At 70.9% G+C, this 12,476-nt stretch carries 12 protein-coding genes; 8 read left to right on the forward strand and 4 right to left on the reverse strand.

Going from position 1 to position 12,476, the window contains the following annotated elements; all coding sequences use genetic code 11:
* Nucleotides 1-279 (reverse strand): precorrin-8X methylmutase (locus VB739_RS14710; protein ID WP_323357791.1); only part of this gene is annotated, 279 nt, incomplete at its 3' end.
* A gap of 158 nt (nucleotides 280-437) precedes the next feature.
* On the opposite strand from VB739_RS14710, the gene VB739_RS14715 reads away from it, so the two are divergent.
* The 6 genes from VB739_RS14715 to mscL are packed head-to-tail and all read left to right on the forward strand — an operon-like array spanning nucleotide 438 to nucleotide 7,392.
* Nucleotides 438-1,121: a type II toxin-antitoxin system prevent-host-death family antitoxin gene (locus tag VB739_RS14715; RefSeq protein ID WP_323357780.1), complete on the forward strand. Its 684-nt coding sequence runs from the start codon at nucleotides 438-440 to the stop codon at nucleotides 1,119-1,121.
* A complete protein-coding gene (holA, locus tag VB739_RS14720) occupies nucleotides 1,121-2,113 on the forward strand; it encodes a DNA polymerase III subunit delta (RefSeq protein WP_323357781.1) in 993 nt (330 codons plus the stop codon). Before VB739_RS14715 ends, holA begins: the two co-directional genes overlap by 1 nt.
* 28 nt (nucleotides 2,114-2,141) lie before the next feature.
* Complete coding sequence (locus tag VB739_RS14725; RefSeq protein ID WP_323357782.1) at nucleotides 2,142-3,977, forward strand: aspartate kinase; 1,836 nt, start codon at nucleotides 2,142-2,144, stop codon at nucleotides 3,975-3,977.
* A 26-nt stretch (nucleotides 3,978-4,003) separates the two neighbouring features.
* On the forward strand, nucleotides 4,004-5,818 hold the full coding sequence (locus tag VB739_RS14730) for an MBL fold metallo-hydrolase (protein ID WP_323357783.1): 1,815 nt from the start codon (nucleotides 4,004-4,006) through the stop codon (nucleotides 5,816-5,818).
* Nucleotides 5,791-6,942: a PQQ-dependent sugar dehydrogenase gene (locus VB739_RS14735; protein ID WP_323357784.1), complete on the forward strand. Its 1,152-nt coding sequence runs from the start codon at nucleotides 5,791-5,793 to the stop codon at nucleotides 6,940-6,942. The genes VB739_RS14730 and VB739_RS14735 overlap by 28 nt, the downstream gene beginning before the upstream one ends.
* Nucleotides 6,943-6,999: 57 nt before the next feature.
* Nucleotides 7,000-7,392, forward strand: coding sequence for a large conductance mechanosensitive channel protein MscL (gene mscL, locus VB739_RS14740; RefSeq protein ID WP_323357785.1), 393 nt, complete (start codon nucleotides 7,000-7,002; stop codon nucleotides 7,390-7,392).
* On the opposite strand, the gene uvrB is transcribed toward mscL, so the two are convergent.
* Genes uvrB through VB739_RS14755 form a run of 3 tightly spaced genes read right to left on the reverse strand, consistent with a single transcriptional unit; the run spans nucleotide 7,389 to nucleotide 10,670 of the window.
* Nucleotides 7,389-9,398, reverse strand: a complete 2,010-nt coding sequence (uvrB, locus tag VB739_RS14745) for an excinuclease ABC subunit UvrB (protein WP_323357786.1) — start codon at nucleotides 9,396-9,398, stop codon at nucleotides 7,389-7,391. The two genes, mscL and uvrB, sit on opposite strands and share 4 nt — an antisense overlap.
* A gap of 51 nt (nucleotides 9,399-9,449) precedes the next feature.
* Nucleotides 9,450-9,872: a phage holin family protein gene (locus VB739_RS14750; protein ID WP_323357787.1), complete on the reverse strand. Its 423-nt coding sequence runs from the start codon at nucleotides 9,870-9,872 to the stop codon at nucleotides 9,450-9,452.
* Between the two features lie 27 nt (nucleotides 9,873-9,899).
* Nucleotides 9,900-10,670: a DUF561 domain-containing protein gene (locus VB739_RS14755; RefSeq protein WP_323357788.1), complete on the reverse strand. Its 771-nt coding sequence runs from the start codon at nucleotides 10,668-10,670 to the stop codon at nucleotides 9,900-9,902.
* Between the two features lie 23 nt (nucleotides 10,671-10,693).
* On the opposite strand from VB739_RS14755, the gene tilS reads away from it, so the two are divergent.
* Together tilS and VB739_RS14765 are read left to right on the forward strand one after the other, a co-directional pair.
* The gene (gene tilS / locus VB739_RS14760; RefSeq protein ID WP_323357789.1) at nucleotides 10,694-11,725 is read left to right on the forward strand and encodes a tRNA lysidine(34) synthetase TilS; all 1,032 of its coding nucleotides are present in this window, start codon (nucleotides 10,694-10,696) and stop codon (nucleotides 11,723-11,725) included.
* A complete protein-coding gene (locus tag VB739_RS14765) occupies nucleotides 11,718-12,413 on the forward strand; it encodes a hypothetical protein (RefSeq protein ID WP_323357790.1) in 696 nt (231 codons plus the stop codon). The genes tilS and VB739_RS14765 overlap by 8 nt, the downstream gene beginning before the upstream one ends.
* Nucleotides 12,414-12,476: the final 63 nt, after the last annotated feature.

Consider the following 12,476-nt stretch of genomic DNA (forward strand, 5'->3'; position numbering starts at 1 on the left):
GGCGAAGGTGCGCCGGGCCATGGGGGCCACGGCCGCCGCGGCCATCGCCGTGTCGGTGAGGATCGGCGCGCCGGCCGCCAGGGCTTTGAGGCCGGCGGCGCAGGCCCCCGGACCGAGGCGCAGATCCGGCGCCAGGGCCAGATCGCCGCTGCTGTGCACCAGGCGCTCCAGAACCTCCTGCTCCACCCCCACCAGGCCGGTGGGCCCGAGCCAGGCGCGGATGCGCCGCACGCTCTCCTGAAAGATCGGGTGATCGAGCGAGGCCTCGAAGCTCTCCATCGCCTGCGGCGCTCCGTGCTGCCCCGCCGGCTCGGTGATGGCCACCGGGGCGGAAAGGGCGAGGCTACGGGATGCGCCATGGCGGGGGCGGGGGCCTCTGCCGAGCCAAATCAAAACCTGTACATTGTGTACAGAACTCGATTTCGGCCGCCAACACCATGGACACCCTCGGCGTCCTGGAGGCCAGGAAGCGCTTCCCCGAGCTGCTCGATCGAGCCCACGGGGGCGAGGAGACGCTGATCTCACGCCACGGCCACCCGGTGGCGGCCCTGGTGCCGCTCTGGCGGCGGCACCGTCCCCAGCGACAGGCCCTGATCGCCCTCAAGGGCAGCGGCCGCGCCTGCTGGCCGGACCCGCTCCCGCCGAGCCAACCTTGGCCGGTCCAGCCCCTGGAGAGCAGCGCCAGCCTGACCCTCGGCTCGGTTGTGGCCGTTGACGCCACGGCGCTGATTCCCTACCTGCGCGGCGATGCCTCCAGCCGCCACGCGGAGCCCCTGATCGCCGCGATCGCCGCCGGCCGCTGGCGGGGCGTGCTGAGCATGGCCACCTTAATGACTCTGATGGAGGGGCCCCTGCGCCTGGGGGACGAAGCCCTGGCGGCCCGCTACGAAGCGGTGTTCAGCGACCCCACGGCCTGGACCCTGGTGAGCCTCACGCCACAGGTCGCCCTGGCGGCGGCGCGGCTGCAGCGGCCAGGAAGCCACACCGCGATGGCACCCGCCATGGCACCTGAAGTCGCTCTGGAGCTGGCCTCGGCCCTGCAGGGGGGCGCCACGGCGATGATCAGCCGGGACCCCCGCCTGCTCGCCACCCTGCCCCTGCCAGGGAGCCCGCCCCTCTGATGCCGATTCACCTCTACTGGGGCGACGACGAGGCCGCCCGCCAGCGGGCCCTGGCGGCCCAGATCGAGGCCCTGGTGGATCCGGCCTGGGCCACGATCAACCTCAGCCGTCTCGACGGGGCCGATCCCGGCCAGGCGGCCCAAGCCCTGGAGGAGGCCCGCACAGCCCCCTTCGGCGCCGGGGCCCGGGTGGTGGTGCTGCAGCGCAGTCCCTTCTGTCAGGCCTGTCCGGCGGAGCTGGCCGCCCAGCTGGAGGCCGCCCTCGAGCTGATTCCCGCCGATGGCCACCTGTTCCTGGTCAGTGACGGCAAGCCCGACGCCCGGCTGCGCACCACCAAGCGGCTGCGGGCCGTGGCGGAGGAGCGGTCCTTCCTCCTCCCCCCCATCTGGGACGGGGCCGGCCAGATCGAGCGGGTGGAGAGCGCCGCCCGGGACCGGGGCCTGGCCCTGGCCCCGGGGGCGGCCGAAGCCCTGGCCGAAGCGATCGGCAGCGACGGCCTGCGACTCGCCAGCGAGCTGGAGAAGCTGGCGCTTCACACCGGCAGCGGCCCGATCACCGCCGAGGCGGTGGCTGCCCTGATCGGTGGCCAGGTCACCAGCAGCCTGGCCGTGGGAGACGCCCTGCTGGCCCAGCACCCCGCTGAGGCGATCGCCCTGGTGGAGGCCTTGCTCGAGGCGAACGAGCCTGCCCTGCGCATCGTGGCGGCCCTGGCCAGCCAGATCCGGGGCTGGCTGTGGGTGTGCCTGCTGGAGCGCAGTGGCGAGCAGGACGTGGCCGTGATCGCCAAGGCGGCGGGGATCGGCAATCCCAAGCGGATCTACGTCATGCGCAAACAGATCCGCGGCCGCAGCCCCGAGCAGCTGCTGGCCCTGCTGCGCCGCCTGCTCGACGTGGAGGCCGCCCTCAAGCGCGGCGCCGACCCCGGCGATGCCTTCCGTGACGGCTTCCTGCTGGCCGCCCTGGCACAGCCCGGCAACGCCCCACGTCGATAATCGAGCCCGACGCGCCGGCGACGAGCCCATGGGCCTGCTGATACAGAAGTTCGGGGGGACCTCGGTGGCGGACACCGAGCGGATCCGGGCGGTGGCCCGCCGCATCGCCGCCAGCCGCGAGGAGGGCCACGAACTGGTGATCGTGGTGTCGGCCATGGGCCACACCACCGACCAGCTCACGACCATGGCCGCCAGCCTCTGCGGCGATCCCCCCCGCCGGGAGATGGACATGCTGCTGGCCACGGGCGAGCAGGTGTCGATCGCCCTGCTGTCGATGGCCCTCCATGCCGAAGGCGTGCCCGCCGTCTCGATGACCGGCACCCAGGCCGGGATCATCACCGAATCGGCCCATGGCCGGGCCCGGATCCTGGAGGTGCGCACCGAACGGCTGCGCCGCCTGCTGGAGGACGGCCACGTGGTGGTGGTGGCCGGCTTCCAGGGCACCAGCAGCGGCCATGCCGGCACCCCGGAGATCACCACCCTGGGCCGGGGCGGCTCGGACACCTCCGCGGTGGCGCTGGCGGCCGCCCTCGGCGCCGACGGCTGCGAGATCTACACCGATGTGCCCGGGGTGCTGACCACCGATCCCCGCAAGGTGAGCGACGCCCAGCTGATGGACAGCGTCAGCTGCGACGAGATGCTGGAACTGGCCAGCCTCGGGGCCGCGGTGCTCCACCCCCGGGCCGTGGAGATCGCCCGCAACTACGGGGTGCCCCTGACGGTGCGCTCCAGCTGGAGCCAGGCCCCCGGCACCCGGCTCACCAGCGGTCCGGCCCGCCCGATCGGCAGTGAGGGGCTTGAGCTGGGCCGGCCCGTGGATGGGGCGGAGCTTGAGGCCGACCAGGCGGTGCTGGCCCTCTCCCATGTGCCCGACCGGCCGGGCGTGGCCGCCACCCTGTTCGAGGCCCTCGGCGCCGCCGGCCTCAACGTCGACCTGATCGTCCAGGCGATCCACGAGGGCGCCAGCAACGACATCGCCTTCACCCTGGCGGCGACGGAGATGGAGCGCGCCCGCCAGGTGTGTCAGGAGGTGCTGGCGGCGATGGGGGCCGATGGGGCCCAGCTCTCGGCCGAGGCGGGCATGGCCAAGCTGAGCATCGCCGGGGCTGGCATCCTGGGCCGCCCCGGGGTGGCGGCCCGCCTGTTCGACACCATGGCCCGCCTCGGCATCAACCTGCGCCTGATCGCCACCAGCGAGGTGAAGGTGAGCTGCGTGGTGGATGGCCAGCTGGGGGCCCGGGCCCTGCGGGCCGCCGGCGAGGCCTTCGAGCTCACCGACCAGCAGCTGCGCCACGATCCGCCCCCCTGCCACCTCGGGGACCCGGCGGTGCGGGGCGTGGCCCTCGACCGCGACCAGGTGCAGGTGTCGGTGCGGCGGGTGCCCGACCGGCCCGGGGCCGCCGCGGCCATCTGCCGGGCCCTGGCCGATGCGGGCATCAGCCTCGACGCCATCGTGCAGTCGGAGCGCACCCATGGCGGCCCCGAGGACCGGCGGCGGGACATGAGCTTCACCCTGCGGCGCGACGACCGGCCGGGGGCCGAGCGGGCCCTGGCCCCGATCCTGCGCCAGTGGGACGGCGCCTGCTTCGAGGAGGGCCCGGCCATCGCCAGGGTCAGCGCCGTGGGCGCCGGGATGGCCTGCACCGCCGGCACGGCGGCGCGGATGTTCCGCTCCCTGGCCGATGCGGGCATCAACATCTCCCTGATCGCCACCAGTGAGATCCGCACCAGTTGCGTGGTGGCGGAGGCCGATGGGGTGCGGGCCCTGCAGGCGGTGCACCAGGCCTTCGGCCTCGGCGGCGCGACCCGCCACGCCGCCGAGGGAACGGAAGCACCGGCGGCTGAAAGCGCCTGCCCTTCCTAGGGTTGGTGCGGCGACAGAGTGGCGGCATGCTGGTCCGGTTCTGGGGAACCCGCGGTTCGATCGCCAAACCCGGCCCCGACACCTTCCGCTTCGGCGGCAACACCTCCTGTGTGGAGGTCCGCTCCGGCGCCGGCACCCTGCTGGTGATCGACTGCGGCACCGGCGCCCACGGCCTGGGGCAGGCCCTGATGCAGGAGCGCCCCGACGGCATGGAGGGGTCGCTGCTGATCAGCCACACCCACTGGGACCACATCCAGGGCTTTCCTTTTTTCGCCCCCTTCTTCGCCCCCGGCCACGCCTGGGACGTCTACGGACCCAGCGGCCTCTCGGGCAGCCTGCGCAGCGTGCTCTCCGGCCAGATGCAGCACGCGTACTTCCCGGTCACCCTCGACCAGTTCGCCGCCACGATCCACTACCACGACCTGGGGGAAGGCACCTTCCGCATCGGCGACGTGACGGTGACAACCCACCACCTCAACCACCCCGCTCTCACCCTGGCCTACCGGCTCCAGGCCGATGGGGCCACGGTCGTCTACTGCTGCGACCACGAACCCCACGCCGCCGATCTGGCCAGCGGCCTCGGCCCGCTGTCCGGCCAGGACCTCCACTACGCGGAGTTCATCGAGGGGGCCGACCTGGTGATCCACGACGCCCAGTACACGGCTCTGGAGTTCCCGGCCAAGCTCGGCTGGGGCCACAGCTCGGTGGAATACGCCGTGCGCGTCTGCGAAGAGGCGGGGGTGGCCCGGCTGGTGCTCACCCACCACGATCCCCTGCGCAACGATGCGGCGATCGATCTCATTCTGGCCCGGGTGCACGCCGATCTGGCCGACCGGGGCTCCCCCCTGGAGGTGATGGCGGCCTCAGAGGGGCTGGTGCTGCGCACCTCACCCAGCCGCGGCGCCGTCACCGCAGCGGAGGCCGGTGCTGCGGCTGGTGGCCAGGCGGAGAGGCCCAGCGGCCCTCCGGCCCTGCTGTGGCTGGCGGACACGGACCTGGAGGCGGCCCTCAGCACGGCCCTGCGCCTGGAGGGCCTGCCCTGCCGGGTGGCCCGCACGGAAGCGGACCTGCTGCAGGCCCTTGAGGGCCAGGGGGCCTCGCTGCTGCTGCTGGAGCAGGGCCCCGGACCGGTAGCTCCTGGTCTGACCCGCCGCCTGCGGGAGTCCCTGGGCAAGGCGGTGACTGACACCCCCGTCCTGATGCTGGCCGCCGAGGAGAGCCTGGCCCGGCGGGACGACCCCCTGGTCAGCGAGTGGCTGGTGCAACCCATCTCCGAAAGCTTTCTGCGCGCCAGGCTCCGGGCCTGGAGCCTGGGCAGTCCCTGCCGCTGGCAGCGGGCCCGGCCGCCGGGGGACGAGCCGCGGCGCCTGCGACGCCTGGGCGAGCTCGGGCTGCTGGACACAGAGCGGGAGGAACGCTTCGACCGCCTGACCCGGATCGCCGCCGCGGCCTTCGACGTGCCGATCGCCCTGATCAGCCTGATCGATGCGGAGCGGCAGTGGTTCAAGTCGTGCCACGGCCTGGCCACCGGCCAGACCTCCCGTGATCTGGCGTTCTGCGCCCATGCACTCGAGCAGAAGTCGGATCTGCTGGTGGCGGACACCTGGCTCGACGACCGCTTCGCGGACAACCCGCTGGTGCTGGGGGAGCCACGCATCCGCTTCTACGCAGGCTCACCCCTGATCCTCGACGATGGCACCTGCCTGGGCACCCTGTGTCTGATCGACACCCGGCCCCGTCAGCTCAGCAGCACCGAGCTGGCCCTGCTCCACGACCTGCGCGACCTGGTGCTGCTGGAAATCTCCCCCACGCCATGTCCGGCCACCGTTCCCGCATCCTGAACGGGCTGGCGGCGGCCCTGCTGGTGCCCGCCCTCCTGGGGGGCTGCCAGCCGCCGCCCAGTGCCGCCGCGGTGCGCAGCGTGCCGGTGGTGGGCGGCCTCGAGCACCCCTGGGCCGTGGCCTGGCTGCCGGGCGGCGACCTGCTGATCACGGAGCGGCCGGGCCGGTTGCGCCTGGTGCAGGGCGGTGTGCTGCAACCGGAGCCGATCCGTGGAGTGCCGGAGGTGCTGGCCGCCGGCCAGGGGGGCCTGCTGGACGTGGCCGTGCATCCCGACTTCGCCACCAACCGCTGGATCTACCTCACCTATGCCGCCGGCAGCGCCGCGGCCAATCACACCCGACTGGCCCGGGCCCGCTTCGACGGCCACGCCCTCACCGACCTGCAGGTGCTGTTCGCGGTGCCGCAACGCAAGGCCGGCAGCCAGCACTTCGGCTCCCGCCTGCTCTGGTTGCCCGATGGCACCCTGCTGCTGGCCATCGGTGACGGGGGCAACCCTCCGCTCCAGCTGGAGGGGGCCCTGATCCGCCACCAGGCCCAGAACCCGGGCAGTGCCCTGGGTAAGGTGCTGCGCCTGAACGACGACGGCAGCCCCGCCAGGGGGACCCCCTTCGCCGGCACGCCCGGCGCCCTGCCGGGGCTCTGGAGCCTCGGGCACCGCAACATCCAGGGCCTGGCCATCGATCGCCAGGGCGGCCGGGTCTGGGCCAGCGAACACGGTGCCCGCGATGGCGACGAACTCAACCGAATCGAGGCCGGCGTGAACTATGGCTGGCCGACGGTGACCCACAGCCGGGAGTACTTCGGCCCCGCCATCGCGCCGGCCACCAGTGCGCCGGGCCTGCGGGATCCGGCGCTGGTCTGGACGCCTGCCATCGCCCCCTCCGGCCTGACGCTTTACGACGGCGATCGCTATCCGGGCTGGCGCGGCGATCTCTTTGCCGGCGGACTGGTGTCGCAGCAGGTGCATCGCCTGCGCCCGAATCCGAAGGGATCGGTGACGCCGGAGCAGCAGATTCCGATCGGCGCCAGGGTCAGGGACGTGCGCCAGGGACCGGACGGCTATCTGTACGTGCTCACCGACGGGGCTGGCGACGGCCAGCTGCTGCGCCTGGAACCCAGCTGACCGCGATTGGCCCCCTGGCCATGAAGTAGGAAAGGGCGACCTTCACGGACGATCTCCATGGCCCGGCGCGGCACTTCTTCCTTTCTTAGCGACTTCAAGGCGTTCATCAACAAGGGCAACGTGGTCGATCTGGCGGTGGCCGTGGTCATCGGCGGTGCCTTCGGCAAGGTGGTCGATGCGATCGTCAGCCTGGTGATGACCAACGCGCTGGAGCCGGCCCTGAGGGCGGCGAAGGTGGATTCGATCAACGCCTGGCCCGCCGGCACGGTGATCGTGGCCCTGATCAATTTCCTGGTGATCGCCTTCGTGGTGTTCCTGATCGTGCGGGCGATCGAAGCGATGAAGCGTCAGGAGGAGGCCAAGGCCGCCGATGCCGGGCCCGACCCCCAGGCCGAGCTGGCCGCCGCCGCCAACCGTCTGGCCGAAGCGCTGGATCGGCGCTCCCTCTAGCCCGCCGGCCGGCCCACCAGCTTCTGGCGCAGGTGCTTGATGCGGTCACGCAGGTTGGCCGCCTCCTCGAATTCCAGGCCCTTCGCCGCCACCTTCATCTTCTCCTCCAGCTGCCTGATCAGTTCGGGCAAAGCATCGAGGGACACTTCGTTGTGCTCGGCCTGGGCGGCCGCCACCTCAAGCTGATCGTCAGTGAGCCGGCGTGAGAGCTCCAGGAAGGTGAGGATGGAATTGCCCGCCCGCTTGCCGGCTGGGGTCGGCGTGATGCCATGGCGCTCGTTGTAGGCGTGCTGGATCACCCGACGCCGTTCCGTCTCGGAGATCGCCTTGGCCATCGAATCGGTGAGGTTGTCGGCATAGAGGAGGGCCACCCCATCGATGTGGCGCGCCGCCCGGCCGATCGTCTGGATCAGGGAGCGTTCCGCCCGCAGGAATCCCTCCTTGTCGGCGTCGAGGATGGCCACCAGGGACACCTCAGGCAGATCGAGGCCCTCCCTCAGCAGGTTGACCCCCACCAGCACGTCGTAGGCACCGTTGCGCAGGTCCTGGATGATCTCGATCCGTTCGATGGAATGGATCTCCGAGTGCAGGTAGCGCACCCGCACCCCGTTCTCGGCCAGGTAATCGGTGAGATCTTCCGCCATCCGCTTGGTGAGGGTGGTGACCAGCACCCGCTCCTGGCGATCAGCCCGCACGCGGATCTCGCCGAGCAGATCATCGATCTGGCCCTCGGAGGGGCGCACCTCCACGATCGGGTCGAGCACGCCGGTGGGCCGGATCACCTGCTCCACCACCTGGCCATGGCTCTGGGCCAGCTCCCAGGCGCCAGGGGTCGCCGAAACGAAGATGGTTTGCCGCGCCTTGACCCAGAACTCGTCCCCCTTGAGGGGCCGGTTGTCGGCGGCGCTGGGCAGGCGGAAGCCGTGCTCGATCAGCACCTGCTTGCGGCTCTGGTCGCCGTTGTACATGGCCTGCAGCTGGGAGCAGGTCACGTGGCTTTCATCCACCACCAGCAGCCAGTCGTCAGGGAAGTAATCGATCAGGCACTCGGGCGGGGTTCCGGCCTCCCGGCCCGCCAGGTGCCGGGCGTAGTTCTCGACCCCGTTGCAGTAGCCCACCTGCTCGAGCATCTCCAGGTCGTAGGTGGTGCGCTGCTCCAGGCGCTGGGCCTCCAGCAGCCTCCCCTGGCCGTTGAGCACGTCCAGGCGTTCGCGCAGTTCGGCCCTGATCGCCTGGATCGCCCCCTGCAGCCGCTCCTTGGGCGTCACAAAGTGCTTGGCCGGGTAGATGTTGATCGTCTCCAGGCTCTGGAGGATTTCGCCGGTGGTGGGATCCACGTAGCGGATCGCTTCCACCTCATCGCCGAACAGCTCGATCCGCACCAGCCGGTCTTCGTAGGCAGGTCCGATCTCCAGCACATCACCTCGCACCCGGAAGCGACCGCGGCTGATCTCGATGTCGTTGCGGGAGTACTGATTGTTGACCAGATCCCGGAGCGAGCCGCGCAGATCGAGCTTGTCGCCCACCTCGAACTTGACGGCGGCCTTGAGGTATTCCGAAGGGATACCCAGGCCGTAAATGCAGCTGATCGAGGCCACCACGATCACATCCCGCCGCTCGAACAGCGAACGGGTGGCCGAGTGCCGCAACATGTCGATCTCCTCGTTGATCGAGGCGGTCTTGGCGATGTAGGTGTCCGAGACGGGAACGTAGGCCTCGGGCTGGTAGTAGTCGTAATAGGAGATGAAGTATTCGACGGCATTGTTAGGGAAGAATTCCCTCAGCTCGTTGCAGAGCTGGGCCGCGAGCGTCTTGTTGTGGGCCAGCACCAGGGTGGGACGCCCGGTGCGGGCAATCACATTGGCGATCGAGAAGGTCTTGCCGGTGCCGGTGGCCCCCAGCAGGGTCTGGAAGCGTTCCCCGGCATCCACCCCCTTCACCATCGCTTCGATGGCGGTGGGTTGGTCGCCCTTGGGGACGTAGGGGGCGTGCAGCTGGAATGGCATCGGGCCATTCTGGCGTTCACCGCCAGGGAACGGCTCGGCGGGGAAAACCGATCAACCCACCCCGGTGGCCGCCGCCATCGCCCGGGTGAAGGGAATCTCCAGGCCAAGCCAGCGCAGCACGACAGTGCTCAGAACGCTGTAAGCCAAGGCCCCGAGGATGGCGCTGACCAGACCGTTCCTGAGCCGGAAACCCTGGATCAGCCAGGCGGCCAGGCCGAACAGGATGATCGTGATCAGCCAGTTGAACAGGAACGACACCGGGCTGATGATGCCCCCCAGGGAGGTGACAGCCCAGATCGGCCCGAGAATCAGCTTCAGCGGCCAGATCAGCAGCGTGCCCAGCAGACCGATGACGACGGCCGACAGCAGGGCGACCGGGAAGCTGGCCATCTCCACACCCAGGGGCAACCGCGCCACCAGGAGCAGAATGAGGGCCCGGATCGGCCATTGCAGCAGCCAGACGAACGGACCCATTGGAAGAGAAGCAGCAGACGATTCAGTTTACTGAAGCCGTTCGCGGTGAACCACCGCCGCCGCCGGCAACGCCTCCCGCAGGGCACGCACCACCGCCACCATGGCGAGTTCGTCGTCGAGGCGATTGACGGCAGAGCCGACCCCGACACCGGCGGCACCGGCAGCCAGGGCCATCGGCACCGTGACAGCCGACAGACCGGAGGCGCACAGCACCGGCACGGCCACGGCACGGCTGATGGCATGGGCCGCCGCCAGGGTGGGGGCGGCCTTCTCGATCAGGCCCAGGGCACCGGCGCTGAGAGGACGGGAGCTGGTTCCCCCCTCGGTCTGGATCAGATCGGCGCCCGCCGCCACCAGATCCACCGCCAGCCGTTCCTGGCCGTCAAGGGGCAGGGTGTGGGGCACGGTGACCGAAAGCACTGTTTCCGGCAGCAGCTCACGAGTTTGACGGGTCAGTTCCAGCACCTCCGCGGCCCCGAAGACGCGCCCCTGGGGATAGAAGCTGTCGTAGTTGCCGATCTCCACCATGGCCGCACCGGCGTCCACGGCCGGCGGGAACAGGGCCGGGTCCACCGCCGAGACGCAGATCGGCAGCTGGGGTGCCAGGCCCTGGGCCAGACGCACCAGGGCAGGGTCGCAGGCCAGATCCACCAGATCGGCACCCCCGGCGGCGGCGGCCCTGACCACCTGCTGCACACGGGCCGCGTCGAAGTTGTCCAGTCCGGCGATGACCTTCAGCGTGCGCCCCTGGCGGATCGCCTGCTGCAGGGCGGTGGGCAGGCTGGAGAGGCGGGACATCGGCGGATGAACGGAAGCGTGACGTGATTCTCCCACCCGACCCAAGTCAACCGCGGCGGCCCTGGGGAAGCGACCAGGCACGCCTGCACCGCCATCTGCTGCGGCACCCCTGCCTGCTGCCGGCGGGGGAGTCTCTGCTGCTGGCCGTGTCCGGGGGGCAGGATTCGATGGCCCTCATCACCCTCCTGCGCGACCTGCAGCCTCTGCATCACTGGCGTCTGCAGCTGTGGCACGGGGACCACGGCTGGCGCCCCGACGCCGCACGCCAGGCCGAGGAACTGCTCCAGTGGGCCCGGAGCCAGGGACTGGCCCTGCGGCTTGATCGGGCCGACCCCGTTCCGCTCAGCGAAGCCGAGGCCCGGAACTGGCGCTACGGCTGCCTGGCCGAGGCGGCGCTCCAGTGGCCGTGCACCCATGTGGTCACGGGCCACACCGCCAGCGACCGGGCCGAAACGATCCTGCTCAACCTGGCCCGCGGCAGCCACCTGCGGGGCCTGGCCAGCCTGGGGGCCAGCCGCCCCCTGGGCCCGAAGGCCGACGCCTTGCGGCTGGTCCGCCCCCTGCTGGTCTTCGACCGCGCCGACACCGGCCGCCTCTGCAGGGAACGCAGCCTGCCCGTCTGGGAGGACAGCAGCAACGCCGATCTGCGCTTCGCCCGCAACCGGCTGCGCGCTGAGGTCATGCCGGTGCTGGAGGACCTCCACCCCGGCGCCAGCCGCCGGATCAGCGCCCAGGCGGAGCGGCTGGAGCAGCAGTTGGAGGCGGAAACGGAACTGCTTGAGCTGGCCCTGGGGGCCCTGGAGGCCGAAGGGGCTCCCGGGCGATTGCAACGCAAGCGTCTGGCCAGCCTGGCCCCGGCCAGCCAGCGTCGGCTGTTGCAGCACTGGCTGCACCGGCACCTGGGCAGCGACCCGGGCGCGCGAAGTCTCGAGACACTGGTGACCCGGCTGGGCCAGGGGGGGGATCCTGGCCGTCTGGATCTGGCCGGAGGATGGCAACTGCACTGGGATCGCAGCACACTGTGGGTCCGCACGCCCGACGCGCTCCATGGCTGAGACCACCGCCAACGAAGCCGCCCAGCGCTACGCGGTGATCGAGCAGGCCTATTCGAAGGAGAACTGGGCCGCCGTGCTTCAGAACGGCGAGGACCTGCTGCTGCTGCTGCGGCAGTCAGACAATGCCCAGCTGATTGGACTGCAGATGCGGCTGCAACTGCTTCTGGGCCACACCCAGCTCTACGGCTTCACCAACAAGACCGCCGCCTCCGTGTACTACGGAGCCGTGGCGGCCAAGAGCAGTGAAGCCGCCCTCACCAAGATCGCCGCGCAGGGGCTGAAACAGTGCGCGATCGAGGAAGCACACGCCGAACCAGTCCCGGCAGACGCCGTGGCGCCGGTCGTCACCCCCGGCACCGCTGGGCCCGGCCCGGCGGCCCCCTGGATCACCGCCGCAGCTACAGCCACAGCCTTGGCCACAGAGCCGTCGACGCCGACCCCCATCGGGGTGGTCGAGACCCAGCCCGTCGTGGGACCGGCGGCTTCGACCCCGGCGGCCCCATGGAGCGAGCCCTCGTTGATTCCGGAGGTGGTCGAAGAGCCTGAACTGATCGAATTGCACCAGGCTGATCCGGCCCTCTCCGAGGACGTGGAGCTCGACTGGAAGGAGACGGCCCCAGCCTCGGCGGCCGTGGACCTGGAGGATGAGGACCTGGTCAGCGGCCTGATGCTGGTCAAGATCCGTTGAGGCCCAGACCCGTCGGCTGGGGCTCCAGACGGGCCCCAGCCGACGGACGTCCGTCGCTCAGCC

Origin of the sequence: Cyanobium gracile UHCC 0281, from assembly GCF_034931305.1 — a bacterium.
In the GTDB taxonomy this organism is placed as follows: Bacteria; Cyanobacteriota; Cyanobacteriia; order PCC-6307; family Cyanobiaceae; genus Cyanobium; species Cyanobium gracile_A.

Excerpts from the sequence above, each read along its gene's own strand:
- uvrB (WP_323357786.1), bottom strand. The coding sequence starts at position 9,398 with ATGCCATTCCAGCTGCACGCCCCCTACGTCCCCAAGGGCGACCAACCC.
- holA (WP_323357781.1), top strand. The coding sequence starts at position 1,121 with ATGCCGATTCACCTCTACTGGGGCGACGACGAGGCCGCCCGCCAGCGG.
- mscL (WP_323357785.1), top strand. The coding sequence starts at position 7,000 with ATGGCCCGGCGCGGCACTTCTTCCTTTCTTAGCGACTTCAAGGCGTTC.
- VB739_RS14730 (WP_323357783.1), top strand. The coding sequence starts at position 4,004 with ATGCTGGTCCGGTTCTGGGGAACCCGCGGTTCGATCGCCAAACCCGGC.
- VB739_RS14715 (WP_323357780.1), top strand. The coding sequence starts at position 438 with ATGGACACCCTCGGCGTCCTGGAGGCCAGGAAGCGCTTCCCCGAGCTG.
- VB739_RS14725 (WP_323357782.1), top strand. The coding sequence starts at position 2,142 with ATGGGCCTGCTGATACAGAAGTTCGGGGGGACCTCGGTGGCGGACACC.
- VB739_RS14750 (WP_323357787.1), bottom strand. The coding sequence starts at position 9,872 with ATGGGTCCGTTCGTCTGGCTGCTGCAATGGCCGATCCGGGCCCTCATT.
- VB739_RS14765 (WP_323357790.1), top strand. The coding sequence starts at position 11,718 with ATGGCTGAGACCACCGCCAACGAAGCCGCCCAGCGCTACGCGGTGATC.
- VB739_RS14735 (WP_323357784.1), top strand. The coding sequence starts at position 5,791 with ATGTCCGGCCACCGTTCCCGCATCCTGAACGGGCTGGCGGCGGCCCTG.
- VB739_RS14755 (WP_323357788.1), bottom strand. The coding sequence starts at position 10,670 with ATGTCCCGCCTCTCCAGCCTGCCCACCGCCCTGCAGCAGGCGATCCGC.